29 protein-coding genes and 1 pseudogene are annotated in these 26,127 nt (G+C 50.4%); 21 read left to right on the forward strand and 9 right to left on the reverse strand.

The annotated features are described in order from the left end of the window. Positions 1 to 1,163: pseudogene (locus ACQY5R_RS09190) on the reverse strand (YgiQ family radical SAM protein); the annotation flags it as partial. A 434-nt stretch (positions 1,164 to 1,597) separates the two neighbouring features. Here ACQY5R_RS09190 and ACQY5R_RS09195 point away from each other — a divergent pair. The 13 genes from ACQY5R_RS09195 to ACQY5R_RS09255 all read left to right on the forward strand — a co-directional run bounded on the left by ACQY5R_RS09195 (position 1,598) and on the right by ACQY5R_RS09255 (position 13,310). Continuing rightward, the gene (locus ACQY5R_RS09195) at positions 1,598 to 2,518 is read left to right on the forward strand and encodes an ankyrin repeat domain-containing protein (protein WP_428607296.1); all 921 of its coding nucleotides are present in this window, start codon (positions 1,598 to 1,600) and stop codon (positions 2,516 to 2,518) included. Positions 2,519 to 2,617: 99 nt separating this feature from the next. Next, positions 2,618 to 3,484, forward strand: a complete 867-nt coding sequence (locus tag ACQY5R_RS09200; protein ID WP_428607298.1) for a hypothetical protein — start codon at positions 2,618 to 2,620, stop codon at positions 3,482 to 3,484. A 423-nt stretch (positions 3,485 to 3,907) separates the two neighbouring features. Continuing rightward, positions 3,908 to 4,267: a DUF1304 domain-containing protein gene (locus tag ACQY5R_RS09205; protein WP_428607301.1), complete on the forward strand. Its 360-nt coding sequence runs from the start codon at positions 3,908 to 3,910 to the stop codon at positions 4,265 to 4,267. 155 nt (positions 4,268 to 4,422) lie between these two features. Beyond that, positions 4,423 to 5,097 carry an alpha/beta fold hydrolase gene (locus ACQY5R_RS09210; protein ID WP_428607304.1) on the forward strand — a complete coding sequence of 225 codons (675 nt, stop codon included), beginning with the start codon at positions 4,423 to 4,425 and terminating at the stop codon, positions 5,095 to 5,097. A 66-nt stretch (positions 5,098 to 5,163) separates the two neighbouring features. Next, entirely contained in the window at positions 5,164 to 5,523 is a 360-nt protein-coding gene (locus tag ACQY5R_RS09215) for a hypothetical protein (protein WP_428607307.1), read from the forward strand. A gap of 375 nt (positions 5,524 to 5,898) precedes the next feature. After that, positions 5,899 to 6,195 (forward strand): hypothetical protein, encoded by a 297-nt coding sequence (locus ACQY5R_RS09220; RefSeq protein WP_428607309.1) that lies wholly within the window; start codon positions 5,899 to 5,901, stop codon positions 6,193 to 6,195. Between the two features lie 380 nt (positions 6,196 to 6,575). Beyond that, positions 6,576 to 8,378, forward strand: a complete 1,803-nt coding sequence (locus ACQY5R_RS09225; protein WP_428607311.1) for an oleate hydratase — start codon at positions 6,576 to 6,578, stop codon at positions 8,376 to 8,378. 28 nt (positions 8,379 to 8,406) lie between these two features. Further along, entirely contained in the window at positions 8,407 to 9,645 is a 1,239-nt protein-coding gene (locus ACQY5R_RS09230) for a patatin-like phospholipase family protein (protein ID WP_428607313.1), read from the forward strand. A gap of 347 nt (positions 9,646 to 9,992) precedes the next feature. Continuing rightward, positions 9,993 to 10,985, forward strand: coding sequence for a GGDEF domain-containing protein (locus ACQY5R_RS09235; protein ID WP_428607315.1), 993 nt, complete (start codon positions 9,993 to 9,995; stop codon positions 10,983 to 10,985). 213 nt (positions 10,986 to 11,198) lie between these two features. Continuing rightward, a complete protein-coding gene (locus ACQY5R_RS09240; protein ID WP_428607597.1) occupies positions 11,199 to 11,414 on the forward strand; it encodes a cupin domain-containing protein in 216 nt (71 codons plus the stop codon). A gap of 190 nt (positions 11,415 to 11,604) precedes the next feature. Then, on the forward strand, positions 11,605 to 12,033 hold the full coding sequence (locus tag ACQY5R_RS09245) for a GNAT family N-acetyltransferase (protein ID WP_428607318.1): 429 nt from the start codon (positions 11,605 to 11,607) through the stop codon (positions 12,031 to 12,033). Between the two features lie 90 nt (positions 12,034 to 12,123). Then, the gene (locus tag ACQY5R_RS09250; RefSeq protein WP_428607599.1) at positions 12,124 to 12,735 is read left to right on the forward strand and encodes a LysE family translocator; all 612 of its coding nucleotides are present in this window, start codon (positions 12,124 to 12,126) and stop codon (positions 12,733 to 12,735) included. 206 nt (positions 12,736 to 12,941) lie between these two features. Beyond that, positions 12,942 to 13,310 carry a DUF1304 domain-containing protein gene (locus tag ACQY5R_RS09255; RefSeq protein WP_428607320.1) on the forward strand — a complete coding sequence of 123 codons (369 nt, stop codon included), beginning with the start codon at positions 12,942 to 12,944 and terminating at the stop codon, positions 13,308 to 13,310. A gap of 63 nt (positions 13,311 to 13,373) precedes the next feature. On the opposite strand, the gene ACQY5R_RS09260 is transcribed toward ACQY5R_RS09255, so the two are convergent. Next, positions 13,374 to 14,408: a GlxA family transcriptional regulator gene (locus ACQY5R_RS09260; protein WP_428607322.1), complete on the reverse strand. Its 1,035-nt coding sequence runs from the start codon at positions 14,406 to 14,408 to the stop codon at positions 13,374 to 13,376. A gap of 115 nt (positions 14,409 to 14,523) precedes the next feature. Between ACQY5R_RS09260 and ACQY5R_RS09265 the strand changes: the two genes are divergently transcribed. The 4 genes from ACQY5R_RS09265 to ACQY5R_RS09280 all read left to right on the forward strand — a co-directional run bounded on the left by ACQY5R_RS09265 (position 14,524) and on the right by ACQY5R_RS09280 (position 18,802). After that, entirely contained in the window at positions 14,524 to 15,642 is a 1,119-nt protein-coding gene (locus ACQY5R_RS09265) for a class I SAM-dependent methyltransferase (RefSeq protein ID WP_428607324.1), read from the forward strand. Next, complete coding sequence (locus ACQY5R_RS09270) at positions 15,632 to 16,846, forward strand: flavin-containing monooxygenase (protein ID WP_428607326.1); 1,215 nt, start codon at positions 15,632 to 15,634, stop codon at positions 16,844 to 16,846. Before ACQY5R_RS09265 ends, ACQY5R_RS09270 begins: the two co-directional genes overlap by 11 nt. A gap of 362 nt (positions 16,847 to 17,208) precedes the next feature. Further along, positions 17,209 to 18,009, forward strand: a complete 801-nt coding sequence (locus ACQY5R_RS09275) for a PEP-CTERM sorting domain-containing protein (protein ID WP_428607328.1) — start codon at positions 17,209 to 17,211, stop codon at positions 18,007 to 18,009. A gap of 157 nt (positions 18,010 to 18,166) precedes the next feature. Then, positions 18,167 to 18,802 carry a response regulator gene (locus tag ACQY5R_RS09280; RefSeq protein WP_428607331.1) on the forward strand — a complete coding sequence of 212 codons (636 nt, stop codon included), beginning with the start codon at positions 18,167 to 18,169 and terminating at the stop codon, positions 18,800 to 18,802. A gap of 175 nt (positions 18,803 to 18,977) precedes the next feature. On the opposite strand, the gene ACQY5R_RS09285 is transcribed toward ACQY5R_RS09280, so the two are convergent. The 4 genes from ACQY5R_RS09285 to ACQY5R_RS09300 all read right to left on the reverse strand — a co-directional run bounded on the left by ACQY5R_RS09285 (position 18,978) and on the right by ACQY5R_RS09300 (position 21,076). After that, the gene (locus ACQY5R_RS09285) at positions 18,978 to 19,244 is read right to left on the reverse strand and encodes an anti-sigma factor family protein (RefSeq protein WP_428607333.1); all 267 of its coding nucleotides are present in this window, start codon (positions 19,242 to 19,244) and stop codon (positions 18,978 to 18,980) included. Next, positions 19,241 to 19,876: an RNA polymerase sigma factor gene (locus ACQY5R_RS09290; protein WP_428607335.1), complete on the reverse strand. Its 636-nt coding sequence runs from the start codon at positions 19,874 to 19,876 to the stop codon at positions 19,241 to 19,243. The genes ACQY5R_RS09285 and ACQY5R_RS09290 overlap by 4 nt, the downstream gene beginning before the upstream one ends. After that, on the reverse strand, positions 19,869 to 20,612 hold the full coding sequence (locus ACQY5R_RS09295) for a class II glutamine amidotransferase (RefSeq protein ID WP_428607337.1): 744 nt from the start codon (positions 20,610 to 20,612) through the stop codon (positions 19,869 to 19,871). The genes ACQY5R_RS09290 and ACQY5R_RS09295 overlap by 8 nt, the downstream gene beginning before the upstream one ends. A 95-nt stretch (positions 20,613 to 20,707) precedes the next feature. Then, positions 20,708 to 21,076: a DsrE family protein gene (locus ACQY5R_RS09300; protein ID WP_428607339.1), complete on the reverse strand. Its 369-nt coding sequence runs from the start codon at positions 21,074 to 21,076 to the stop codon at positions 20,708 to 20,710. Positions 21,077 to 21,588: 512 nt separating this feature from the next. On the opposite strand from ACQY5R_RS09300, the gene ACQY5R_RS09305 reads away from it, so the two are divergent. The 3 genes from ACQY5R_RS09305 (at position 21,589) to ACQY5R_RS09315 (ending at position 23,625) form a co-directional block, all read left to right on the forward strand. Beyond that, on the forward strand, positions 21,589 to 22,215 hold the full coding sequence (locus ACQY5R_RS09305; protein ID WP_428607342.1) for a YbhB/YbcL family Raf kinase inhibitor-like protein: 627 nt from the start codon (positions 21,589 to 21,591) through the stop codon (positions 22,213 to 22,215). A gap of 24 nt (positions 22,216 to 22,239) precedes the next feature. After that, the gene (locus tag ACQY5R_RS09310; protein ID WP_428607344.1) at positions 22,240 to 22,485 is read left to right on the forward strand and encodes a hypothetical protein; all 246 of its coding nucleotides are present in this window, start codon (positions 22,240 to 22,242) and stop codon (positions 22,483 to 22,485) included. A 201-nt stretch (positions 22,486 to 22,686) separates the two neighbouring features. Beyond that, a complete protein-coding gene (locus tag ACQY5R_RS09315) occupies positions 22,687 to 23,625 on the forward strand; it encodes a S41 family peptidase (protein ID WP_428607346.1) in 939 nt (312 codons plus the stop codon). A 2-nt stretch (positions 23,626 to 23,627) separates the two neighbouring features. On the opposite strand, the gene ACQY5R_RS09320 is transcribed toward ACQY5R_RS09315, so the two are convergent. The 3 genes from ACQY5R_RS09320 to ACQY5R_RS09330 form a co-directional block, all read right to left on the reverse strand. Then, positions 23,628 to 24,092, reverse strand: a complete 465-nt coding sequence (locus ACQY5R_RS09320) for a hypothetical protein (RefSeq protein WP_428607348.1) — start codon at positions 24,090 to 24,092, stop codon at positions 23,628 to 23,630. A gap of 2 nt (positions 24,093 to 24,094) precedes the next feature. After that, the gene (locus tag ACQY5R_RS09325) at positions 24,095 to 24,277 is read right to left on the reverse strand and encodes a hypothetical protein (protein WP_428607351.1); all 183 of its coding nucleotides are present in this window, start codon (positions 24,275 to 24,277) and stop codon (positions 24,095 to 24,097) included. Between the two features lie 119 nt (positions 24,278 to 24,396). Then, on the reverse strand, positions 24,397 to 25,572 hold the full coding sequence (locus tag ACQY5R_RS09330) for a PEP-CTERM sorting domain-containing protein (RefSeq protein WP_428607353.1): 1,176 nt from the start codon (positions 25,570 to 25,572) through the stop codon (positions 24,397 to 24,399). Between the two features lie 380 nt (positions 25,573 to 25,952). On the opposite strand from ACQY5R_RS09330, the gene ACQY5R_RS09335 reads away from it, so the two are divergent. Further along, positions 25,953 to 26,120: a hypothetical protein gene (locus tag ACQY5R_RS09335; RefSeq protein WP_428607355.1), complete on the forward strand. Its 168-nt coding sequence runs from the start codon at positions 25,953 to 25,955 to the stop codon at positions 26,118 to 26,120. Positions 26,121 to 26,127: the final 7 nt, after the last annotated feature.

Genomic DNA, 26,127 nt, shown 5'->3' on the forward strand with positions numbered 1-26,127 from the left:
ATGCGCGTCACGACGACGATGCGACGCACTGCGGTGTCGGCATCCTCCATCGCCTGGATCGAGTTGCGCACGAGGTTGAGGAACACCTGCGTGAGGCGCGCGGCGTCGGCCTCGATCTCGGGGATCGACGGGTCGTAGAGCCGGTCGAACTCGTCGGTCTCCAACGGGATCGGCGGCGGATTGAGCCAGACATCGCGCTTGCCGTGCTGCTGCACCAGGGCACGGGCGTTGCCGGGATTGGTCTCCAGATGGAACACCCGTGAAGCGTGGGCATAGAGCACCGGGTCCGCCACCACTTGGTCGTAGGAGGGGATGCGCACCACCGCATGGGCGCGATCGGATTTTTTCGGTCGCTGATGGAAACTGACTACCTTAGCCCCGGCATCCGGGGTGCTCTCACAGGCCGGTTCGCTCTCATAGGGTGACGGCTTGGGATCGATGCGTCCCGGCTCATCCACCGTACTGGAGTCGATCTCCAGCCACCCTTCGGGAAGACCCTGGCGCATGAAGCCGGTGCCGCGCACATCGGTGATCTCGCCGATCGCCTCACCCTGGGCCAGCCGATGGGCCACCTCGACAATGGCCCGCTCGGCATTGCCGAACATCAGCAGGTCAGCCTTGGAGTCCGGCAGGATGGAACGGCGTACCTTGTCCGACCAGTAGTCGTAATGGGCGATGCGGCGCAGGCTCGCCTCAATGCCGCCGATGATGATCGGCACACCCTTGAATGCCTCCCTAGCACGCTGGGCATAGACCACCACCGAGCGATCAGGCCGCTTACCGCCCTCCCCGTCCGGCGTGTAGGCGTCATTGGAGCGGATCTTACGATCGGCGGTGTAGCGGTTGACCATCGAGTCCATGTTGCCGGCGGTGATACCGAAAAACAGGTTCGGCTTGCCCAGCCGCTGGAAATCCTCCACCGCACGCCAGTCCGGTTGCGAAATAATCCCCACCCGGAACCCCTGCGCCTCCAGCAACCGCCCGATCAACGCCATCCCGAAACTGGGGTGATCCACATAGGCATCCCCGGTCACCAGAATCACATCGCAACTGTCCCAGCCCAGGGCATCCATCTCCTCGCGGGACATGGGCAGCACCGGCGCGGTACCGAAGCGCTTGGCCCAGTACTGGCGATAAGAGAAGAGATGGGGAGCCGATTGCATGGGGGAGTACCGTGAAAAAGTTGACGGGAGAGTATACCGGGTTGAAACACGAAATGCAGGTGGATTCGCCCTTAACCTGATGAAATAAAAGGTTAAAATAGGAAAAAACACCCAGTCCATGGCTCAAAGAGCAAAACACCCCAAGAAAGTACCAGCCCTCCTCCGAGCCGCCAACGGAGAAACTGTTTCACCTACCTGCGATTCTCTGATAGCCTCAAGGAATCTAAGGGATATCTGATCGGCAGGAAGCTAAAAGCCCCGCACTTTTCAGCCGCCGGTCGAATCAGTCCGAACACGGCAGGAAAAATAATGCATAGAACAATAAGTCGTATCATTCACTTACCTGAGCGGGCTTACTGTATTTTTCACTTATCAAAGTGAGGAAGTTGGGTAATCAAATGTTAGATTTATTAAACCCGGAATACTGAGTAGACATGAAAACCGAAGTACAACTGGCAACTCAGAAGTTTAAAGAAGGAAATTGGCATGAGTTTTGTGCCATTGTTAAAAATAATCCAGAGTTCTTGCATACGGCGGGAATGTTCTGGTTTGACATGTCGTCAAGAAAAGAAAACTTGCCGGCAATGGATTGTTTGTATGGGCTTGGAATAGATCTGAATAAACCAGATAGTACTGGGACGCCACTAAGTAAGGCAGCCTCTGATGGCGCTATGAAGAGTGTACAGTGGTTACTAGACAAAAACGTAATCATAGATGAAAGCAGCATTACGAATAACCCCTTATTCGCCGCTATACAGGGCGATCATGTTGAACTAGTCAAATTATTTATAGAGTTAGGTGTTGATACAAAAAAGGTCTATCCGTGCGGGCGTGATGCACTAGCATTTTCTGAGAATTGGGGTAATAGCGATATTATTTCCTTACTGGGAGGTGACCCCAATAGAATGAAAGAACCTTGGGTTAATACAAAGTTACGTGATTTTACAGGTGAAAAAGTAACAGAAGAAATGCTAGAGGGGATACAAAACGAGTTACATATAGTGTTTCCAGAGTATTTTAAAAACTACTTACAGTATTCATTTCCTCCTGATCTGTTTTTTAAAGAATCCAAAGATAACGATGATTGGGAGTGGTTAGGCAGTGACAGCTTGTTGTTCCACACCGCACGTAGTTATATTGCATACAATAGTAAAGACCCTCAAGTATCAAGAAAAGAGTTGCTGTACAGCAGCCATATAGCATTCGGCACAAATGGCGCCGGAGATTTTTGGTGCATTAAGAAAAACGGAGAAGATGACTTAGTTTCCATTTACGAACATGAATTAGATAGCTTTACGGAAACAGGCACTTCATTTGCGCCTTTTGTTCAGAGCCTCATTGATGAATATGAGTAATCGCCAATCAGTTCTAGCTGATTTGAATCTAACAAAAAAAGTCACCCGACGCGCAAAAAGCGCGCTCGGGTGCTTTAAGCGTTCGAAAGAGAAGAAAAAATGAGTATGGGGCAAATCCACGTAAGCCAGCAAAAGCGCATACGATCATTTTCTATAGATAAGGCAGGCCTAAGAGGGTTGCTCGAAATGCTTCAGGAACGGGCGTATGCGGCTGCGGAAATAGAAAAACATAATCTACCAAGAGCGCCAGAACATACTGATGAAAAGTACGAACAAGCGCTAAAAGACTTGGAAGAAGGATTTAAGTTATTTCTAACAGTTTCGGGTTCTGATGGTAGGAAGTTGACTGGTAGCATAGCAGAGGTTTTCGACTCTCCTAATTTTCCTGAAGAGGTTAAAGATGTGTTTTTCGACACTTCGACAACCCTAAGAGCAAGACATAATTATGTACCGTTAAATAAGATGATTCTTTATCTCGATTTCAGTCGACCCGAAATTTTCAATTTTACGATCCTCCCATCGCAGGAAACGCAAAATGAAAGCAAACTGGCCGTTGAAGGTAAAGATGCAACATGGGTGAATGGCGTCTTTAAAGAGTTCTTTGATTTTATTCAAAGCAAACCATCAACATCGCCATGGCTTCATCGACACTCTATATATGATCTTTTGCTTTGGATTGTTGGTTTTCCTCTATCGTTTTGGATCTGCAGCAAACTCTCGCCTTATATAAATTCGGCGTTTTCGCAACAATCAGTGTTTTTAATGTCGGCCCTATATTTTTATGTGTTCATTTTGGCGCTAAATATATTAAGGGTGGCTTTCCATTACGCCCGTTGGATCTGGCCGTTAACCGAGTTCAAAGGGGAACGTAGTTCGACGACAAAGCATAAAGCAATGTTTTCTGTTCTTGCAAGCGGCCTTGGGCTACCCGCTTTGTACGATTTTTTGAAATGGCTCATTCGGTAAAATTCGACTCGGGTAGCCGGGGGTCTTTAACCCCCAGCCCCCACAACACCCTGCATGCGGCTCCGCACAGGGCGTTTCACTTGAAGAAATGGGGACGCAACTATTTTTAGGAGGAACAACCGGGAACAGACCACGGTTTTCTTGGATTGCCCTATAAAAAAACTTGGGTTTCTCCCTGATTATTCCGTTGGCGGCTGAATTATGACTTTGAGCAGAACAAAAGACCCCCACCATTTAGTCGCCACCACACCCCTCAGAGGACTGATAATCTATAAGCCCTTCTATGTATGCCTGACACCTATCTTGGATATCACATATAGCGTGACATTACATGTGTCCATTTTATTGGGGAAAGATCAGCCCTGATTATTCTCATCGGCGGCTGAATTATGACTTTGAGCAGCATAAGAGGAAGACGCTAAAGTGCAAAACATAGCAACTATTGCGACAGGTTTCGTGGCTCTGCTACACCTATACATCCTGTATTTGGAGATTTTTTTATGGAACACCCCAAAGGGACGAAGGACGTTTGGTCTTTCCGAGGAGTTTGCCGCTGCATCAAAGGTTTTGGCTGCTAATCAAGGGCTCTATAACGGCTTCTTGGCCGCAGGTCTGATCTGGGGCATATGGCAAGGTTCCACGGGCCAATCGATCAAGATTTTTTTCTTGGCTTGTGTCGTTGTAGCAGGTGTTTTTGGCGCGGCCACCTCTAGTAAGAGAATCCTGTTTGTTCAAGCACTTCCTGGTGCTATTGCATTGGTATTGGTCCTCTTGTCGGGTTAATCAGAATCAACCCAGAAGGTCAAAGAAATAGAGGATCTATCATATGTTGAGACGAGCCAAACATGGGGCCATCTATTATTTATGAGAAAGGCAGATGCATCCAATTTCATCACGCAAGGGCTACCGTTGTGCATATCGCTGGAAGGTAAAATCAATTGAGAATAGTGCTACTACCAGGTATGGATGGAACAGGGAGGTTATTTTCTCCTCTATTGCCATTTCTGGATAAAGATAGCACTACCATAATCTCATACCCCACTGTAGGAAAGCAGGACTACGACACACTCGCAGAGCATGTTAAGTCAAAGTTACCCGATGAAGAGTTTATATTGGTGGCTGAGTCATTCTCAGGTCCAATAGGGGCTATTCTGGCTAAGAGCAATATACCCAATCTTAAAGCTATAGTTTTTGTAGCCACATTCTTATCAACGCCGAGTCGACCCCTTTTAAAGATCGTCCGCCATTTACCAATAAAACTATTTTCGAAAATGCCATTTGTGTCGGCAATCTATCGATTTTATATGTTCGACCCCCATGCTGGTGAAGGAGTCTTGTCTCTATTTAAAGACGTATTAGCCGAATTGCCATCTAAAACTCTAAAACAGAGAATGGCAGCCATTCAATCGTTGAAGCCAAGTGGTGGGTGTATAGAACTGCCTGCTGTCTATATACGGCCAGAAGAAGATAGACTTGTCCCATATAGCAAGTGCCTTGAATTCAAGTCACTGTTTAAAAATCTTTCCGTAAGAAGTATTTCAGGCCCACACTTCATTATTCAAGTAAATCCTGAAGAATGTGCCAGGGTTATAAATAGTGTTCACGCTTGTTAACAAAGGCCATTAAACGGCTCGCGCTAAGATATATTTACCGCTAGCACCAACATTAACCACAGAACAATGAACAAAAAGAATTCAACTCTATTTACGCTGTTTCTGATAGCCATTGGCATGACGATTGTGGAAGTTTTACTTAACAGCAAGGGTGAAGTCGTATCTGATTCAACCCAATCTCTTTGGGGACTAATTTCACTTATCTTAACCATAATTTGGGCCGTGGCTGATTCAGAAACCAATAATTTTGACAAGCCATTTGATTTTGGCTTTCTCATGTATGTGTTTTGGCCTATCGCATTGCCTTATTATCTCTGTAAAACTCGCGGCACTGATGGATTGATTCTGTTTATCGGCTTCATAGGCATTTGGCTTGGCCCGTGGCTGGCAGGACTTGTAGCCTACACCTATATTTATGCGCCTTAGCTCAGCTAAAAAACTGATGGAACATTGTCGCTTCATGGACTGACCCGTATTTTCTCCTGGCACTACCCTACAGCAGTATGTCGGATGTTAAATGCCACATAGCCATTTAAAAATTAGGTTGGAAAAAACAGCCGCAGCGAACAACCTGGGACAGACCAGAATGGCACTAACTTAAGCTCCCTTATCATAGATTTTATCTCTACTACAGGCACAATTCTGAGACAATTGGGTATGCAATACACGACCCCCTTGCTTCCCGGATTTCATCTTCCCAGATCGTGGCTGGGCAGAACATGGGACACCATTTAGTCGCCACCACACCCCTCAGAGGACTGATAATCTATAAGCCCTTCTATGTATGCCTGACACCTAATCTTGGATATCAAATATAGCGTGACATTACATGTGTCCATTTTATTGGGGAAAGATCAGAGCCAGAAACCGCCACAAATCGAAAGGGCGAGCCAAAGTCGTGCACGTCTTTGGGGTGATGAAGGGGCGCTTCGGGCCCACAAAGGTCAGGTACAAGGGAACGGCGAAGAACGCCCATCATCTCTTTTTATCCTGTACACGGGTGAATCTGGTCATGGTCAAAAAAACGCTCATGCGACGAAATCGGCTGGTATTACAGGCGTAGTGCGCATGGCTATCGGGCCGAAATGGCTGGTCTGAAGGATGAAATGGCCTCCGTGGAGACCCAAGATCATCGGCAATAGAGCAGGTCCTCGCATATTTATTGCCCAAGCGCTTGAAGACATCGATTAACCAGACCTTCCCTAACTATACCGGGGGAAGATCATACCCGCCCAGCACGCCTTCCTGATTCATCAGTATTTTCCCAAGCAGGCTCGCTACTGGTTGTAGCCGAGACCGAGCTTCGAAGGGATGAAGCGTTACTGAGCCACCGCCCTCGAAAGCGACTACAGTGGCGTACGCCCTACAAGTCTTTTTTTCAAGAAAACTGAACTGACGGTTGCACTTGGGAGTTGAGTTCGCATACATTCTATTTGGCAATATTTTCTCGGGCAGAATTAAACTAATTGGGGAGCCTTATGATCGGTAGCTACAGAAATGTCACTGCAGCTCGAAAAGAGGGGATCGAAAAGAAGCGCGCCTATCTTATCGGCGGCGGCATTGCATCACTGGCAGCAGCCGCATACCTGATAAGAGATGGCCATATGACCGGTGAGCAAATCACCATTCTGGAGCAGCTCGACATCGATGGCGGATGCCTGGATGGCAGTGGTAATGCCATTGATGGTTACCTCATGCGCGGTGGGCGCGAGATGGAGGCACACTATGAATGCACCTGGGATCTCTTCTCGTTCATCCCGGATTTAATGCGCAAAGATCCTGACGAGGTGCCCACGAACCCGAGACCCGAACTCGTTTCCAATCCGGACCAAACCGTTTTGAAGCGGATACGCGATGTCAACCAATGGGACCCCAATTCCTCAAAATGCCGTTTGATGAGTAACTGTGGCGATCCGGACCGTGATCCCTCGTTGGGATTGTCGATTGGACATGTCATGGAACTGACAAAATTGACCCTCAAAACGGAAGAAGAACTAGGCGCAATGAGCGTGAAAGAGTTTTTCTCAGACTCTTTTTTCAAAACCAACATGTGGTACTTCTGGACATCAATGTTCGCCATGGAGACCTGGCACTCGGTCGTGGAGATGCGGCGTTACATGCAGCGTTTCATGCACCTGATGCCGACGATGAGCACACTGGAACATATTCTGTTTACTACCTATAACCAATACGAGTCGATGGTTCTGCCACTCCAGATATGGCTCAGGGATAAGAGCGTTAACTTTGACATGAAAACCCAGGTCACCGACCTGGATATAGAAATTACCAACGGTGAAAAAACCGTAACGGCCATTCATCTGTTCCGCGACACAGCCGATAACCACGAAACGATTACCACCACAGTGGATGATCTGGTATTCGTCACCAATGGCTCAATGACGGAAAACTCCACCACAGGTAATACGCATGAGCCCGCTGTTCTCAATAGAGAAGAAGGCGCTTGCTGGACGCTATGGAAAAACATCGCGGCAAAAGACCCCGCCTTTGGCAGGCCCGAGGTTTTTTGCTCGAATATTGATAAAAGCAAGTTTGTTTCTTTCACCATTACGGCAACCGACTCGCCGATAGCGGATTTGTTAAAAGAATTTACCGGTGTGGATCCTTATTCTCACAAGGCCGTGACGGGCGGCATCATGACGATCAAGGATTCCAGCTGGCTCATGAGTGCCACCTGTAACCGACAGCCGCAGTATCGAAGTCAACCTGTGGGTAGCTACCAGCCGAAACAGCACAAGGATGAACCGGACAAAAACGTGCTGGCGATCTGGGCCTACGGCCTGTTTCCGGACAATATCGGTGACTACGTCCAGAAAAAGATGAGCGATTGCAGCGGCGAAGAGTTGCTGACTGAACTGCTCTACCATTGGGGGGCCAAGGATCGGATTCCAGAAATCATGAAAACGGTCAAGGTGATCCCCTGCATGATGCCCTATATCACCAGCCAGTTTTTACCACGCGTAAAAGGTGACCGACCGGAAGTGGTCCCTGAAGGCTGTAAGAATCTCGCGTTCCTGGGTCAGTTCAGCGAGATCCCCGATGATTGTGTCTTTACCGTCGAGTATTCGGTTCGTTCAGCCATCATGGCTGTGTACACATTACTGGGTATAACCGACAAATCGCCACCCGATGTTTACCCTTCCAAGGACGATGTGCGTGTGATCCTCAAAGCAAGCGAAACCATGTATGGCGGGGAGATTCCGGGTGAGCACTTGCTGAAGCACCTGCTGAAAGGAACAAGCCTATCTGGTTCGCTGGATTAGCATCGTAAAGAACTTACGGGTCATGAGTATGAAAACCGAAAAAATCCTGGTCGTTCTTTTATCCGTTTTCGCCCTGAGCACATACAGTGCAACGGGGCTAACCGAACAGGTCATCAAGAAATCCCCTACGACAAAAACCATCATTCTGTCCATTGATGGCGGTGGCATAAAGGGCGTTATTCCCGCGATTATTATTCAACAAATTGAATCATCACTGGGGAAACCGTCTTACCGGCTATTTGATATCATCGGCGGAACTTCTACCGGCGGCATTATCAGCGCCGCCCTGACCACCCCCCGAGAAAACACCGGCAAACCCTATACCGCCAGTGAGTTAGTGGATATCTACCGCAAGGACGGCGATCAAATCTTCCTGGCCCAGGGTTGTGAGATTGAACAGTGTGCAACCTACTTCGCCGATAACGGCAGCGGAAGTGGAATCGAACCCTATATGCGCAAGATGTATGGCCCCGATGTTTCGCTCATTAACAGCCGTAATAAAATGCAATCTTTACCGGGTAACCGCGTAAAGCATATGTTCACAACTTCGTACATCGTGAATAACAGCCATAATAAAGTATCGGTACCCGCCCGTGGTCGAAACTTTGGCCCCTATCTTTTTAACTGGTTTGATGCTGTCAATCGACCTGCGACGGATAACTACACTGTGTGGGAAGCCGCCAGGGGAACGAGTGCCGCACCCACCTATTTCCCGATTGCCCATGTGGGGGGAGGAATATCCCCCAGATCGTCTGCGGCCAGCAAATGGGTAGTGGATGGTGGAACCATGTCGAATAGTCCGGCTGTCTGGGGTGTGACAGAAGCCTTTAGAATCGGCATAGCCTCACGCCTTGAAGACATCATTGTTATATCGCTGGGAACGGGAATCCATGAAGGCGGTGCAGGTGTTGGTATTGATAGTAATGCGATAAAGAATGTTGTTCCTAAAGAAGGTAACTGGAGCACACTGCCCTGGATGGTCGAGAAGCTGGATGATCTTGAAGGTGCCGATCACAGTCGGGGGGCATTATTGAGTATTATTCTGGATGCCGTACAGTCGGTCACTAACAGCCAGTTGACCGCATTGAAACAGGCTGGACTAAAGTATTATCGCCTGGAACCGAAACTCACATACAGTCAAAGCCATATGGATAACATCGACCCGAACAATATCCAGTCTTTAATGACAACGGCAAAAACGTACATAGAGGGTGAAGGCGCAGCAATTTTTGAGGCTGTTATTAATGAATTACGAAGCTCACCTTAACCTGGGATATGTGAGACAGTACTGATTGTCACACTATTGATTTGCCTGTTGAGGCATCATCAACGTGCCGAGTTCCATCATGGCTGGTCGATGGACGACATGGCCTCCTTGGAGGCCTAAGATCAACGGCAATAGAGCAGGTTCTGGCATATTTAAAGGCATCATTGATCAGACTTTGCTTAACTTAACTGATAGTTTTAGCATATCTGGTCATTTACCGTATGAGTGGCAGAAAAAATACAGTCCCGTACCGGAATACGGGAACAGGAAACCGGCATTCGCGATGAAACAGGGGTTGAGTCTGTACGAGCATAAAGATAGTAATCGGCGAATTATAAAACTAAATCATGAAAACTATAACTTCGCTGCACGAAACAGATTTTCATCTTAAATCCACGTTCTGGCTTTCTATCACTGCCGGAACCCTGGTATTGCCTTTTGCCTATTATCATTTGGCATATCAAGACCCGGTAATCGGTATCGGCGCCGTGATTACCTCGGTGAGTTTGTACATGGTTGCCTGGCTCTGTTACAAGAAGATCTATAAAACAATCTATACCTTTATCTGGCTGACCCCTTTTACGACAATTTTTGTCGCTTACCTGACGAATAAAATTGGAATCAGCGGTACCTACTGGTGTTATTCAACGGTGCTGTTGTATTACTTTATGATGTCGGAGCGCCAAGCTTGGCTATCCAATATCTTGTTTATTCTGGTCAATCTACCGGTGGTATGGCAACTTCTGGAGACAACCGAGGCCATCCGGTTCACAGTCACTTTCCTGTTAGTCTGCACTTATTCGGCCATTTTTCTGCACGTCATTACCAGGCAGTATAGTGAACTTACCCATCAGGCGATTACCGACAAACTCACCGGTCTATATAACAGAACACTGCTTCAGGATTCGTTGATTTATGCGATACGTCAAGCCAAACGTACCAAAACGGGATTTACGCTCATCATCATGGACATCGATCATTTCAAGAAGATCAATGACGAACTGGGCCATGATATGGGCGATCAGGTTCTGATACAGCTCGGAGCGTTTTTAAAGAGCTTTTTTCGCGAGAGTGACAAGATATTCAGAATCGGCGGCGAGGAGTTTTTGATACTGACTTACAATACCGAGGAAACCGACTGTATCAAAATGGTGGAAAAACTACGGAGGAAGATTGAAAACCTCCCACTAATACCCGACAGAAAGGTAACCGTCAGTATCGGCGTGGCCAGTCAGGGTTCCGCAAAAGACTGGAAGCAATGGATGAAGGCCTGCGACGAGAATCTGTATGAGGCCAAGAATGGTGGGCGTAACCGGGTAGTTGCCAGTTCGGTTGTCTAGTCAGAACAAAAAGATGTTGCCTAGTCTGAAAGCCAGTTCTGCCCAGTTTGATTAGATTGGATAAGCGAAACGAAACCATCATAGAACAGAACATGGGACACCCGCCATTTAGTCGACAGTAAAACGCGCTATATATGTTCATAAAGACCCCGGAAAACAGGATCTGACACGAATGGCACGTTTGACGGTAAATATCTAACGGCAAATGTCGGAATAGTTCATGACCGTGGAAACGCGCTTCATACTCAGAATCACCACGACGAGTTACTCGTAATCATTGAGGGCAACGTAGATTTCAAAGTTGGCGATGAAGTAAAGAATGTGAGCAAAGGCGATCTGGTATTCATCCCACAACACACGCTCCATGGGCCAATACTCGAGGAGGGACAAAGTCTTGCAGCACTTTCCATGTTTGCCCCCTTATTTTGACCGATCCAAGAGCGATATTGTGTGGACAGAGACTCGCCTTGGTTAAGCCGGAGCCAAACCAAGCTCTGAAGGCAGGCAATTCAAGATAATATTGCAAGCATAGTCGTAATTCATAAACAATTCGCAGAACAAGAGACTACAGTTGACGCTCCTGTTGTTGCATAACCTTCACTCAACTGTGCTGAATATTATGCCTGAAATGACCATCGAAGCCGTCAACCAAGCTGAACTACCGAAGTTGTGCAATCTATTCAATCTGGCTCGGGTTAAGAATGGCTGTTTTCCTGACGAGACTTTTGAGATGGCAGAGTTTGCTCAGGTGATCGAGGGCGAGCGTCTGTTTGTATCGCGAATTGCCAATAAAATCACTGGATTCGCATCGGTCTGGGAACCAGATAACTTTCTGCACCATCTGTATGTGTCGCCCCAGTATCAACGTCAGGGTGTAGGGAGTGCACTGCTTGATTACTGTGTAAACCTGTTCGGGTTACCGATGACACTTAAGTGTATCAAGGCAAATGTCGCGGCATGCGATTTTTACGAGAAGCATGGTTGGCACATTGCTGAGAAAGCCGAAGGTCCTGAAGGGAAGTATTTCCTGTATATCAGGGAGACGTAATCAATGGGGGCAAACCTCGTTGATTAGATTTCACTTTGCTGAGGGACTTCGAGTCAAAGCATGCTAATAGGAGAAACGACTGTGACGTTAATGACAATCTTACTTTTTATACCTGCCTGCTTTGCTTTGAATATGGCACCTGGGCCAAACAATCTTCTTTCAATGGCCAATGCAAAAAGGTATGGCATAAGAACTGCCTGTTATGCGGGAATCGGCCGCCTCGTCGCGTTCTTAGGTATGATTACTCTTGCGGCGACGGGGCTTGCAACCGTTCTGTACACATCTGAAAAGTTGTTCTTTTTAATAAAGGTTGTCGGAGGGCTATATCTCATTTGGTTAGCTTTCCAATTATGGATGGCAGACCCTTCAGACAGTGGAAGTGAAGCGCCAGGAGGAAGCAGCTTATTTCAGTTGGCGAAGCAAGAATTTTTTCTCGCGGCCGGAAATCCTAAGGCCATCTTGATTTTCACCGCCTTTCTGCCTCAGTTCGTAGACCCTACAGGTGCTGTTGGGTTACAGTTTTTAATTTTAGGCGAGCTGTTCTTAGTGCTTGAATGGATAGCAATAGCCGGGTACGCCTTTTTCGGAAAGGCCTTGCGGCATTGGTTCTCTCGGCCGTCAATGAGGCGTCTGTTTAACAGAATTTGCGCGGGGCTGCTTGGTAGCGCCGGGGTTGGACTTCTATTAGCGCGTCGTGAATAGACCAAGAAGATCAATGGAGTCTGACTCCATTGATAGTTTGACTGAGTGATATGCGTAAACAACCGGGGACACAAACAACCGGGGACAGACCACGGTTTTCTTGGATTGTCCTATTAAAAACTGGAGTCTGTCCCTGATTATTCATCTGCTCCCCTACGTCGGCGACTGAACTACGACTTTGAGCGGCATAAGAGGAAGACGCTAAAGTGCAAAACATAGCAACTATTGCGACAGGTTTTGTGGCTCTGCTACACCTATACATCCTGTATTTGGAGATGTTTTTGTGGAACACCCCAAAGGGCCGAAAGACGTTTGGTCTTTCCGAGGAGTTTGCCGCCGCATCGAAGGTTTTGGCTGCTAATCAAGGGCTCTATAACGGCTTCTTGGCCGCAGGTCTAATCTGGGGCATGTGGCAAGGTTCCACAGGCCAATCGATCAAGATTTTTTTCCTGGCTTGTGTCGTTGTAGCAGGTGTTTTTGGCGCTGTAACATCCAATAAGAGAATCCTGTTTATCCAGGCGTTTCCTGGTGCTGTAGCATTGGCATTGGTGTTCTTGTCGGGTGAGTCACCATGAGTACCAAGACAAAATGAGTACAGGACAGAACTCCACCTCACTAGGGTTCAATAGACACCACGTCTAACAAGACCGTCCGCCTCTGAGTGACTGGAAACGCTGGCGGTATCGGCCAGGTGTGACTCCTGTCAGGCGTTTGAACAGTCTGCGAAACGAGGTTGGATCTTCGTAGCCTGTCTGGTGTGCGATCAGGTCGATCGCAGCGTCTGTTGCTTCGAGCAGATGTTTGGCCTCTTCGACGCGTAGCGTCTGCACATAGTCGATCGGCGTATATCCGGTCGCCGCCTTAAAGCGGCGTTTGAACGTGCGCTCCGCCAATCCGGATTGTTGCACCATACCCATGACCGGGTTGGGGGCATCGTAATGTTCAGCCAACCATTGTTGGGAGTTCGCAATTACGGCATCTTCGTGACGTTTCGGTTTGCTCATTGCCGCAAACAGGAGTTGGCCCTCGCTGCGGTCCCCGAACAGGTACAGCTTCGCGGCGTTTACCGCCATGCCTTCGCCGTAATAGCTTGCAATCAGGTAAAGCACCAGATCTTCCCAGGCCGCCATGCCGCCGCAGGTTACGATGCGTTTCTCTTCATCGACCGGCACCAGCACCCGCCCTGCTTCGAGTTTCACCTGTGGATAAAAGCGTTTGAAATGGGCGACATAGGCCCAATGGGTCGTCGCCGGTTTGTCATCGAGGAGCCCGCTACCGGCGAGCAACACCGAGCCGGAGCAGACCGAGCAGACCGTCCCGCCCGCATTGTAAATGCGCTTGAGCCAGCTTTTGACCTGCGGCCACTTATGGTCGTGGCTGGTATCCGGATTGATCGCGAGATCGGTAACAATCACCACATCCGCATAGTCGATCTCATCCAGCGATGCATGCGGCGTAATCGGAACACCGCCCACACAGGTAAAGGGGTCACGCGACGGCGCCACAATCCGCACGTCAAATTCCACCGGATTCTGGGGCCCGCCCATCACTTCGGCCCAGGCGGCGCCAAACGACGAAAGCACTTCAAATAGGCCGTACAACACGGCCCCGGATGATTCGGGAACGGCAACAATACCGATAACCGGCGGTTTTTTGGATTGAGAGGCAGTCATTTCGCCAGCCATATTGGCACGTTTGGCCTGTTTTAGTCCATTTTCACTCTAACCAAGCCACACACGTCCTCATACCATGACCCCTCGAGTAAGCCCATTACGAAAGGAAACGGACATGTACACTGAAGCCGAAAACCGAATACCGTTTGAAAACAGCACCCCTACCCCCGAGGCCGGGGAAAAATTCCTCGAACGTACCTGCGACATCATCAATGCCGGTGCGCAGGCGGTGATGATCTCCATCGGCCACCGCGCCGGGTTGTTCGACACCCTGGCTCGTCTCAAGCCCGCGACAAGCCTGCAGATTGCCGATCAAGCCGGACTGGCGGAGCGTTACGTGCGTGAATGGCTGGCGACCATGGTGACCGCCGGTATCGTCACCTACTCGCCCCAGGGAAAGACCTATTACCTGCCGCCCACGCACGCCGCCTGCCTGACGCGCGGCGCGCCACTCGGCAACGTGGCCGTGTTCGCACAGCATGTGGCAATGATGGGGGCGCTTCAGGAGCAGACCCTGCACTGCCTTGAAAGCGGTGCCGGCACCCGCTATGGCGATTACCCCTGTTTTCACCAAGTCATGGCCGAGGATAGCGAACTGTCGGTGGTCGATTCACTGATCGACACCATCCTGCCGATGATCGACGGGGTCGTTGCACGGTTACAGGCCGGTATCAACGTCCTCGATGCCGGTTGCGGCAAGGGACTGGCCCTGATGAAGATGGCTGAGCACTACCCGCAGAGCCACTTCACCGGTTACGACCTGTGCGCGGACGCCATCACCGAGGCATCGCATACCGCCAAATCCCGGGACCTGCACAATGTCCGCTTTGCCGTTAAGGATATGACCGATTTTGAAGAGCCCGAGAGATACGATTTCATCACCTCTTTCGATGCGATTCACGACCAAAAGCATCCGGCAGCGCTGATTGCCCGCATCCAGCGCGCACTCAAGCCTTCAGGAATTTACCTGATGCAGGACATCGGCGGTTCAGCCCGGCTCGAAAACAATCTCGATTTTCCGATGGCATCATTGCTCTACGCCATATCCGTTACGCACTGCACGCCGGTTTCGATCGGCCAGGGCGGCGAAGGACTGGGTACCATGTGGGGCTGGGAGACGGCCCAGGCGATGCTCGAACAGGCCGGTTTCGCACAAATCGAACGCCGCTTGTTGGAACACGATCCGATGAACGTGTGGTTTATCAGCCGCAAGGAGCCGTCTCATGTCTCCTAATGCCACGGTAAAAGACGATAACGTCGTCATCATTGGTGCGGGTGCCAGCGGACTGGCAGTTGCCGAAGCGCTGCGCGAACGCGGCATCCCGGCTCGAATAATCGAGCAAGCGAACCGCGTGGGCGATGCCTGGTATCACCGCCACCCGCAACTGCGCCTGAACACGCACCGCCATCTGTCCGCCCTGCCGGGGCTCGCCATTCCAAAAGCCGCTGGCGCCTTTCCGTCACGCGATAGCATCATCCGCTATCTCACCGATTACGCGAAACGGCTCAATGTACCCATCGACTATGGCGTAGCGGTGACGCGCATCGACCGGGGTCAGACGGGATGGATGATCACTACCGACTCAGGCCATTATCATGCGCGTCACGTAGTCGTCGCCACGGGCCACGCCCGCATACCCACGATCCCCTCTTGGGAGGGCCGCGAAACCTTTGGCAAACCGATCATCCACGCTGCCGAATTCGGCGATCTCGCTCAATACCGCAAGAAGAAGATCCTGGTTGTCGGCGCGGGCAATTCGGGTACCGATATCCTGAACCATCTCGCCACCATCGAGACGGACCAAGTCTGGGTATCCGTCCGGCACGGACCGGTGATCTTTCCGGTTCGGCTGTTCGGTATCCCGATGCAACGCCTGTCGCCGCTGTTCGCCGTCATGCCGGTGCGCCTGGCCGATGCGATGCTCGCGCTCACCGAGACCGTGGCCTTCGGTAACCTGGCAAAGTGGGGGCTGCGTAAACACCCGCAAGGGGGCATAACGCGCCTGCTGGATACCGGCACCGCACCGGCTATCGACAACGGATTCGTCGCCGCGCTGAAGGCTGGAAAGGTAACCGTCGTGCCTGAAATCACAGGCTTTGAGGCAACCGGTGTGCGCCTGGCCGACAACCAAACCATCGAGCCGGATATCGTCATCGCGGCAACCGGTTACCGTACCGGCTTACAGTCGATGCTGGGGCACCTTGATGTGCTGGACGCCTCGGGTGTTCCGAAGACACATGGCGACGCGCAACTGGATGCTTATCCCGGTTTATGGTTTACCGGCATGCAACCCCGATTGACGGGCTTTTTCCAGCTGGCAGGCAGCACTGCCCGCGCCATTGCCCTGGCAATCGATCGTAATCTGGATCTCTGGAGCGCCAGCTTACCCGCCGACCTGTTCGAAATGCCGATGGATACCCCGTCGCCCCGGGGTTGATCGGGTCATTAAACATAACTAATGGGTCAGCGCCCTTTAGTTAGCGTGGCCCCAGTGGTGGGTGACGGCACACCGAGTCGTGGAGAAAAATCGGCACACAATTGCAGGCCCCTAGGGTTTGGGGGTTAGTGGTCGAATACGGAAAATAAGGCATGATGAAGGAAAATCACGCCTACCCCCCCAAACAAGGGATTTCACATTACCGGGTCTCTGTTTAATCTACGCCACGGATATCAACCTACTGAATCGATACTCTTTATTGTCAATCTAAGTACAGCTTTCAGTAAGAAAGGCGACAAGTTCCGACTCTGCATGTGATGCTGCCGAGAGTAGCGTAAGTAAAAAATATATTGGATAAAATCATGAAGAACTTCTTATCAATAACAATGGCTCTCGTCTGTTACTTATGCAGCAACTCCGCAATGGCGGTGCTTTACGATGTCACCATGACAGGCCTGGTCGAAAAAAATCAAACCAACCTCGGCATCTGTCCGGCGCAAGGTTTTAACGTCTGTCACTACTTTCCATTAAATGACACGATCAGCATGACTTTTCGTTATGATGACACTACACCGGTTGCTTACAACCTCACCGCTAGCAATACCGTCTATGACAACGTGATTAAATCGCTTTCCTTCTCCTCTGATGCAGTGGGCTATACGGGCAGTTATATCGGTGATTTTGGGCAGGTCATCGTTCGCAACGGGACTAAGGATGGCTTGACGTTTCGGTTTTGGGAAAGCACGCAGAATATATTCGCCAATGCCACAGCAGACCCGATGGACTTAACCACTTTACCTACCAGCCTCGCCTATCCGGCCGATGACATCTATGGTGATTTGGAGATTGATGCGATCCGTATCAACCTGACCAGCCTGAGCGACACCCTGTTCAATTCGTCCGACCTGCCAACCGCATTCAGTCTCACCGATTTTGATGATCCGGTATCGACCAACTGGAGCTTTAATGTGCGCACTTCAAGCGGATGGAGAGGCTCTGTTGGGGTTGGTATTAACGGCGTATCTGTTCAACAGGTAGCAGCATCTCCCGGCACCGCTACCAGTGCTACGGTTGCAGAACCTTCCAGCATCATCATAATAGGTTTGGGTTTAGTCGGACTCAGCACTACAAGACGCCGTTTACCGACGGATAAATTGGGATAGTCGGTATCGGCAATCCCAGCGGCGGGTATACCAGGGACGGACCAGGATGACATCCAAACCGAGTCCGCCCCTATTCCACCATGCAAATTCAAGATATTGCCGGCACTGCATTTAACGATACAATATTGCCTGCCATTGACATGCAGGCAGTAAATCCATGCAACAGACACTGATCGTTGAAGACGTCCCTGAAGCGCACAACTGGATTATCGACGGTGTGTCTACGGCTTTTCCGGACACAGTGATTTCCTCTGCCTTTTGTGCCAGGGACGCCAATGAACTTCTGGATAAGCATGACTACAATCTCGCGCTGATTGATCTTCAACTTCCCGATGGCAGTGGTGTTGATCTTATCGAGCGAATCAAGCATGCCACGCCGGCAACAGTCTGTGTGGTGGTTTCCATCTATGACGACGACCAGCATCTGTTCCCGGCGTTACAGGCTGGTGCGGGTGGCTACCTGCTTAAGGACATGCCATTCGAGCAATTTGTCCGCCGCTTAAGGGGGGTTCTGGATAATGATCCGCCACTCTCTCCTGCAATAGCCAGACGCCTGTTGAGTCATTTTAGCGACTCCCGACCAATGCCGGAGCATAATCTCACATCAAGGGAACGCGAAGTGCTTACACTGATCGCCAAAGGCAACAAACTGACCGATGTAGCTTCCAGCCTGTCAATCAGCCCTCATACGGCAGCCGATCATGTTAAAAACATTTATCGCAAGCTCAACATTTCATCCCGGGCAGAGGCTTCATTGGAAGCCACCCGCCTCGGCTTGATCACGCCACCCTGAAGTTTCGATATTTGTGCGGCGCCACTTCGGTGGCAGGTTGAAAAATGGGAAAAGCAGAAGGAACTGTCACCTTGATGCGGCAACGACATGGGTAGGGGGATAACCTGGCGACATCCGGCAGGTTATCCCCTCTTATTACTCACTCAACACCTTTAAGAAAAACCATCATGCTTGATCAGAGGGCATCCATCAGATCTTTCAATCGGTTTTTGAGAGATTCGGGCACTTCATCCTGGCCTGCCTGCTTCATCCGCATATTCAATTCCCGCTCCATCTGCGCCCGGGAGAAGCAGCTCTTGCAGTGAGCCAGGTGGTGCTCCATCTTGTCGAGAGTCTCTTGATCCTCTATTTCGCCATTGAGATAAGCATAAAGATGATCAAAAGCTTCCAGGCAATCACTATCAAAGGTATGGGTGTGATGCATCTCAGTTTTTTTAGTCATGTACTGCACTCCAATTTACTGCTATCGGTAATCAGCCCGGCTTCATTGGCGTGATGCCACAAAGCCTTTTGCAACAGTGTTCGACCACGGTTCATGCGTGATCGAATCGTACCGGCTGATACATTTAATACTTCGGCGGCTTCGTCATAGGAGAAACCGTCAACATTGATCAGCAAGACCGTGGCACGATAAGCCTCCGGTAAACTGTCAATCGCCTTGGTGATCTCTTCGCTTAACAGGTTGCTGACAAACTCCTTTTCCGGGTTCGCCCACCAATTGAGAAAATTGTCCGGTTGCTCGACCAGTAACGAGGCAACCTCTTCCTTTTGATATCCGCCCGGACTCTCTTCATAACAGGTCTCCTCCGGGCGGCGAGACTTTTTTCGATAGTGACTGATATAAAAGTTTCGCATAATGCGAAACACCCAGGGCCGGAATCGGCTGCGGTCTTCCAGTGTGGAGACGGCGGACCAAGCCTTGGCCACCGCATCAGCAACCAGGTCTTCAGCCTCTGCACGATTGCGGGTCATATGCAGCGCCGTCGAGTAGAGGGGACCCATCATCTCTTCGACGCGATTGCTGAACCAGCGTTTTATCTCCCTATCCAGCGGATTGGATGACACCTCAGCCATCGAGCGCCTCCATCCCCCGTCCATCCCGGTAGACCCGGATACTCCCCGGTTTCAATGCCTGCCAATTGTCCTGAGTTAATGGCGCGGTAGCCAATAACACGGTGCTCTGTAGATTGCCGGAAGCAGCGGGGGCCTGTACCAGTTCGTGCAAGTGGGTGTGAGCATGAACAAACAGATACTCGCCATTTCCCAATATGAAATTGAATTCACCATAGCGGCACAGTGACCCAACTGCCGGGCTGATCGCCTCGACCACTCGGGCTGGGGTAACCGCTTCACCGTAATCGATCCGTGATGCCAGGTTCTCCATCAGATAGCAGAAGGCCAACTCCGAGTCCGTATTGCCCATTGGTTGAAAGCGGCTATGGCGCAGGACGCCGGATTCCTCGAAGCCGGGTAGTTTGCCGTTATGGGCAAAGACCCAGGAGTAACCATTCCACTCCCGTTCAAATGGGTGGGTGTTGGCGGTGGCACGACCCACTACGGAAGGATTGGCCTTGCGGATATGGGCGATCACCACCGTGCTTTTCAGTTGGGATCTGGCCAACATGCGTAGATAGCGACTCTCTGCGGCCGGATTGGCGTCCTTGAAGACCCGTGACGCGTGACCCTCATAGTAGGCCACACCCCAGCCATCAGCATGGGGCCCTATCTTGCCCCCTCTAGGCATCAATAATGTCAGGTACTTGTCGACATCCATCGGTTGGTTAGCACTCATGGCGAACAGTTCGCACATCGCTCTCTCCTCCCTCTCAGTATAATCAGTTGTCCTTCACTTGCCGGGTTATTCGATACCGCCGGCATCCACATCGAATGCCGGCGGGTACCCCGTCAAAAGGTCAGCGTCTTCGCGCCTTCACTGACGACACCCAGCATGGCGGTGGAACCGGCCAGTTCGGCCCCTTCGATCAGGTCCTCCTTCTCATATCCGCGCACCATGGCACAAGGTGGGCAGACAAAGATAGAACCACCGCTGTCGATCACATTCTGCATCATCTCGGTAACCGGCGGATCCAGTGGATTAGGGCGGGCATTGACCGCCGCACCCTTGCGTGCCCAATCAGCACCTGAACTCACCAGGAACATGGTGACCTGGTAACCGGAAGCGATCCCACCATTTGCCACACTCCATGCCACTGAGGAACGCTCATCATCACAACCGCGGGTAACCACTACGACCAATTTTTTTGTATCAGACATGACTCTCTCCTTTGGTATTTATAAATAACATCGGCCTGCTTGCCGATTAGCACTTGCCGCTTCCTGAATCGGGGTGTTTGGCAATGTGTTATCGGTAAAGACGCAGGGGGAGAGATTTAGGTCCAGGAAATTTGAAAAAATATTGCAGGAATTAATGCCATATCAGGAATAGGTTCAGATGCGCTAAATCAAGATACTGGTGATCTTGCCTATCGGGGGTTACGGGAGACGCATCATTCTTCATATTGCCAGGCATAAACGTCACAGTAAAAGCCTGCCGTTAAACCGGCTATTAGACAGTCAGAACCGAACACGTTAATCGGCTACTCTTCATAATGTACCGATACAAAACATGCAGTCGATCTTTACGACATAGGTCAGGCCCCCGTCGGTGAAGTGTGACAAATGCATCTAATATGCCGCTGCAAATAGCCAATCGACGGAATTCGCAGTATTGTATTGCCACATCACCATAACGGATTCGCCAAGACCAAAAGGGAGAGGAGAACGCCATGAAACTGACCAGCGGCCAAATCCACAACAACCAGCCCGTCCCCGTTGCGAATACCTTTGGCAAGCATGATGACAGCAGTCATGTGGCGCTTGCCGACAATAGGAACCCGGACCTGAGCTGGGACGACGTACCCGCAGGCACACGCTCCTTTACGCTGATCTGCCACGACCCGGATGTGCCGAGCAGACCGGATGACGTGAACCAGGAGGGACGCGAAGTGCCCGCCGACCTGCCCCGTATCGACTTTTATCACTGGGTATTGGTTGATATACCGGCCAACCAGCGACAGATTGCCGCCGCGTCGGATGCCGACGGCATCACGGCCAAGGGCAAACCGGGCGGAGCTTCACCGGCCGGCGGCATTCGCGGCATCAACAGTTACACCGACTGGTTTGCAGGCGATGCCGACATGGCGGGCGACTACTATGGTTACGATGGCCCCTGCCCGCCGTGGAACGACAGTATCGTGCACCACTACCGGTTTACACTCTACGCGCTGGATATAGAAAGCTGCGGCCTCAGTGGCCGCTTTGGCGGTCCTGAGGCACTGGCGGCCATTGAAGGGCATGTGCTGGATAGCGCCTGTATCACCAGCACCTATGTGATCAATCCAAGGTTGGCCTGAGTGTAGAATCATAAGGGGTAAAATATGCGAATAGTTTTGCTATTGGTGGTAGTACTCATTGTCAGCCTTCTTGCATTGCGCCAACTCAATACGAGTTCTCCCACCCATACTGAAGCGAGCATTGATAAGATAAGCGAAGATATGGGTAGCAACCCTCCGAAGGTCCCTACAAAACCGCAAGATGTTCAAGCGTTTGGTGAGCAAATGAATAAATTTATCAACGATGCCGCCTCCACCCGACAAAAGCAGATAGAGCAACAAAAACAGTAATAGGTACGACACCAGGCAACTTGCTGAATCCGCATCGATGCCATCCCGTTAATGGAACGGCGGGTATTGTTGACTTATCATACCCTATCACGCATTCCTCCTCCGGGAGTACAGGTCACAAGGTGAAGTGGTTCGACATGTAAAACCGGGTAAGCTGAACAAAGAACAAGGCTATTGCTGAAACGACCTTTTGAATTAAACATGAATATCGACACTGCTATTTATTCGAAATCACGGCACACCCTTATGAAACAACTTATTGCTTTGACACTGTTCTTATCGATTGCCGGTTGTGCCACAAATCAAACTCAGGTACACCAGGCAAGCCAATGCGATCTGCTTGAAACGGTAGCGGGCTATCGCCTGTCAGTCACCGATCTGGTCTCCCTGAAAAAGAAGATAAATCAGCAATATACCTATCCTGATGGATCCCGACCGCAGCAAGCGCTGAATGATGGAGAGATATGCGGCCTGATCAAAGCCAGAACCGTGAAACTGTTTGATTCTTCGGAGATAAAGAGGAAGCAGGCAGACCCGGAGAAAGATGTTGTCACCGAGCAGCTTGATAATGGTCTGTTCTACATCAGCATTAAGCGTTTTGTCGATAATACGGCGATTGAGTTAGAGCGAATTTTGGCGGACCAGGCCTTCCAATACGCCGACGGCGTGGTGATTGATCTCAGAGGCAACCTGGGCGGCACACTATACAGCGTCAACAAAGTTGCGCAGCTGCTTGGGCCAACCAACAGGTTAATCGGCGAAACCAAAGGCTCCATGCCTGGCCGGTATTATACCGATAAACGAGCCTCACCGATCGGGTTAAGGAAACCGATGGTTGTTCTGGTGGACGACAAGACGTCCAGCGGTGCAGAGTTGCTGGCCGCATTTATCAAAAACCATCATCTCGGCACAGTGGCAGGGAAGAAGACAGCCGGCGCGGGAGTAGTCAGGACGGTAGTCAGGGTCAACTCCGCGACAATCATGCTGGTACCGGTTAATTATCTATTCGACTCAAATGGACAAGCGATTGAAGGGCATGGCGTTGAGCCAGATATAACCCTCTCTCAAGATGACTGTAAAGAAATTAATCGCTATGGTTTGTGCAAGGCAACACTGGAAAATATCCTAAGCCTCCGTTGAAATCATACCCGTCCACCTGTCTGTGCCAGCCGCAAACACTGCGCCAGTTCCTGCGCTGCCCGTTCATCAATAGTCAGGCGTACCAACCGCTCCATGCGCGCTATCGCCTCGGCACGCCCCTCCCCCGACGCCGCCATTCCGGCAATAATCCCGAACAGCGGTTTGGCATGCCCGTTTAGATAAGCAATCGCCAGATTGGCCACCAACTGCTGGTAGGGAGGGAAATCGGATACTGGCAGTGAACCCGTCAATTGAGTCGCCACCAAACCGCGGCACAACAACTCGCACAGGTTGCGGTCCAGACTGGAATCTCCATCCAGGAGCCGTCTCAGATCCCCTATCCGTTTTTTGCCATCAATCAGGATTAGCAATTTGCGTTTCAGCACGGTCAAGGTTCCCGACCGCTGTTCAAGTTCACTGCGTCCTGCAGCTGTTCTAATTGGCACCAGATCATTGTGCAGCGGCATGTCTACTCTGCCAGGGCACGAATAACGTCACCGAGCAGTTTGACGCTGATGAACACATAGATAGCGCCAAACACGGAAAACACCGAGACCAGCAGCGGACGCACGCCCTCAGGTACCATGCTGAGAAATGGCGGCACCAGGTAGCCGACAGCAAAAAACAGCACCAGCAGAAACAGGAAGTCCAACTTGCGCTTGATCAGCCGAAAGAAAGTTAACAGTAAAAACGCTAGGCTTTATTGTTTTAATCAACCACACAACAAAAAGCCTCGATATCGGGGCTTTTTGTTGTCATACCGCGCCACGTTTAGTGCCGATGTCTCCAGCGTAAGGTTGCCCCGAGACCCAGCAGGCCAATGGCTAAAACAAACAGGGTTGAGGGCTCCGGTACGTTGGTAACCCGGCTGAATGTGGAGATAAATGCCTGCTCGTAGCCATTATCTTCACCGGACAACCGCATATCCACGTGCATCACGTAATCTTCCGGATTGAGCAGTCCGGCGATAAATTGATTCAGCCACGGAGAATAGATGGCATAGGCCGCGTTGTTTGCGCCCAGGTTGTGGTTGAATTTTTCAATCCCGGGATCATTCGGATTGTACACCTGGCAACCGATATCGATACCGGCAGCGATGTTGTTGGTGTCGATACAGACATCACCCGGTGCCAGAGCCCAGTCATCCAGTTCGGGATTATCGATACCGAAATTGCCGTCTCCCAGGTTATTGACACCGTTGTAGAACGTATCCCGTAGATAGAAGGCGTCTTCGGTATCGTCACCGGTGTAGAAGCCGCCGTTCTTATCCACCTCGATAATATTGCCATCAAGATCGGTAAACCAGACTTTAACCCAAGCGCTCAACTCTTGGGTATCACCCAGTTCATTGTGGTTGAAGAACACCACCATCTCTTCGCCATTTAAAAAGTCGACGAGTGATCCGACGTTGATATCCCATGAATCAGTGGAGTCCTGTGTAAAGTCCGGGAAACCATCGGTATTGCCGTTAGGTGTATCGCCATAATCCGGCTCCTCGGCACCTGCCAGGGTCCCACCGTATGGGTTGGCCGTGGAATCACTGGTAACGGTAGAGAAGCTGTCCGAGTTTGCCCCACCGCCATCCGGTGTTTCATAAGCGGGATCGATCAGGGAACTGACATCACTGTTATCATTCACACCCTGATTATTCGTTCCCGTCGCCAGCACGATGTACTGTCCATCCTTACCCAATTCGCCGGGTGACGAATTAACATACCAAGGATCTCCGGCATTCAGGGTATCATCCAGGGTGGCCGTGCTCAGATTGAGTACCACCTGTCCTGAAGGATCAGAAAAGTAGTTCAGTAGTGGCAGTGAATAGGAGTAGAAATCGTCGTACTGCCCATAGAAAGGACCAGTCGGGCCGTAGATCGGAGCAGGTAGCGTAACAGCGGATGCACTCCCGACAAAAACCAGCAGACATATTGCAGAAAATTGTCTAAACATGATGAGCTCCTTATACAAAAACAAGGTTCGTCATCCTTTGCTAAAAAACATGCAATATTCGCGCTAAAACTTAAAATAAACACCACATCAATAAATTATAAAATCACGTTTTCTGTAAAGAGAGCAAAATGTAAAAAATACCGACACTTTCCGTCTCAATCAACGCCGTTGCCAATTTTAATATGTACTGCCACTACCTGTGACACCCACGCCGTTCACCAGACATTCCAGCAAATCACCGGGCGAAGAAAAGTCATCTTGATCCATCACATGGCGATCCAGGACTACCCTGCATACAGCCATTGGATTGCCGAGAGTGAAACTCGAAAAGGCAGCCGGCGCTGCACAGAATACAGGTTGACCCCGTTCCAAGAGAGGGTATGTTGATCGATGAAATCCTGATTGATGAGTTTGACTCAACCGATTCGGCATTGGCCTTTTTAAAATCTTATGGCACAACGTTAAAACGACTTTGTTCTACGCGTACCACGCTTGCCGTTATACCGGAGTCTCCTATAACCTTTCGTCTTGTCAAGGTCGTTTCCTGATTAATCA

Origin of the sequence: Sedimenticola sp. (assembly GCF_050289425.1) — a bacterium.
Classification (GTDB): Bacteria; Pseudomonadota; Gammaproteobacteria; order Chromatiales; family Chromatiaceae; genus Sedimenticola.

What these genes read in the sequence shown, in the direction of transcription:
- ACQY5R_RS09250 (WP_428607599.1), top strand. Translation starts at nt 12,124, where the DNA reads ATGACAATCTTACTTTTTATACCTGCCTGCTTTGCTTTGAATATGGCA.
- ACQY5R_RS09290 (WP_428607335.1), bottom strand. Translation starts at nt 19,876, where the DNA reads ATGGCTGAGGTGTCATCCAATCCGCTGGATAGGGAGATAAAACGCTGG.
- ACQY5R_RS09235 (WP_428607315.1), top strand. Translation starts at nt 9,993, where the DNA reads ATGAAAACTATAACTTCGCTGCACGAAACAGATTTTCATCTTAAATCC.
- ACQY5R_RS09305 (WP_428607342.1), top strand. Translation starts at nt 21,589, where the DNA reads ATGAAACTGACCAGCGGCCAAATCCACAACAACCAGCCCGTCCCCGTT.
- ACQY5R_RS09215 (WP_428607307.1), top strand. Translation starts at nt 5,164, where the DNA reads ATGAACAAAAAGAATTCAACTCTATTTACGCTGTTTCTGATAGCCATT.
- ACQY5R_RS09195 (WP_428607296.1), top strand. Translation starts at nt 1,598, where the DNA reads ATGAAAACCGAAGTACAACTGGCAACTCAGAAGTTTAAAGAAGGAAAT.
- ACQY5R_RS09295 (WP_428607337.1), bottom strand. Translation starts at nt 20,612, where the DNA reads ATGTGCGAACTGTTCGCCATGAGTGCTAACCAACCGATGGATGTCGAC.
- ACQY5R_RS09320 (WP_428607348.1), bottom strand. Translation starts at nt 24,092, where the DNA reads ATGCCGCTGCACAATGATCTGGTGCCAATTAGAACAGCTGCAGGACGC.
- ACQY5R_RS09265 (WP_428607324.1), top strand. Translation starts at nt 14,524, where the DNA reads ATGTACACTGAAGCCGAAAACCGAATACCGTTTGAAAACAGCACCCCT.
- ACQY5R_RS09200 (WP_428607298.1), top strand. Translation starts at nt 2,618, where the DNA reads ATGAGTATGGGGCAAATCCACGTAAGCCAGCAAAAGCGCATACGATCA.
- ACQY5R_RS09260 (WP_428607322.1), bottom strand. Translation starts at nt 14,408, where the DNA reads ATGACTGCCTCTCAATCCAAAAAACCGCCGGTTATCGGTATTGTTGCC.
- ACQY5R_RS09280 (WP_428607331.1), top strand. Translation starts at nt 18,167, where the DNA reads ATGCAACAGACACTGATCGTTGAAGACGTCCCTGAAGCGCACAACTGG.
- ACQY5R_RS09315 (WP_428607346.1), top strand. Translation starts at nt 22,687, where the DNA reads ATGAATATCGACACTGCTATTTATTCGAAATCACGGCACACCCTTATG.
- ACQY5R_RS09310 (WP_428607344.1), top strand. Translation starts at nt 22,240, where the DNA reads ATGCGAATAGTTTTGCTATTGGTGGTAGTACTCATTGTCAGCCTTCTT.
- ACQY5R_RS09335 (WP_428607355.1), top strand. Translation starts at nt 25,953, where the DNA reads ATGTTGATCGATGAAATCCTGATTGATGAGTTTGACTCAACCGATTCG.
- ACQY5R_RS09285 (WP_428607333.1), bottom strand. Translation starts at nt 19,244, where the DNA reads ATGACTAAAAAAACTGAGATGCATCACACCCATACCTTTGATAGTGAT.
- ACQY5R_RS09225 (WP_428607311.1), top strand. Translation starts at nt 6,576, where the DNA reads ATGATCGGTAGCTACAGAAATGTCACTGCAGCTCGAAAAGAGGGGATC.
- ACQY5R_RS09300 (WP_428607339.1), bottom strand. Translation starts at nt 21,076, where the DNA reads ATGTCTGATACAAAAAAATTGGTCGTAGTGGTTACCCGCGGTTGTGAT.
- ACQY5R_RS09270 (WP_428607326.1), top strand. Translation starts at nt 15,632, where the DNA reads ATGTCTCCTAATGCCACGGTAAAAGACGATAACGTCGTCATCATTGGT.
- ACQY5R_RS09330 (WP_428607353.1), bottom strand. Translation starts at nt 25,572, where the DNA reads ATGTTTAGACAATTTTCTGCAATATGTCTGCTGGTTTTTGTCGGGAGT.
- ACQY5R_RS09230 (WP_428607313.1), top strand. Translation starts at nt 8,407, where the DNA reads ATGAAAACCGAAAAAATCCTGGTCGTTCTTTTATCCGTTTTCGCCCTG.
- ACQY5R_RS09275 (WP_428607328.1), top strand. Translation starts at nt 17,209, where the DNA reads ATGAAGAACTTCTTATCAATAACAATGGCTCTCGTCTGTTACTTATGC.
- ACQY5R_RS09245 (WP_428607318.1), top strand. Translation starts at nt 11,605, where the DNA reads ATGCCTGAAATGACCATCGAAGCCGTCAACCAAGCTGAACTACCGAAG.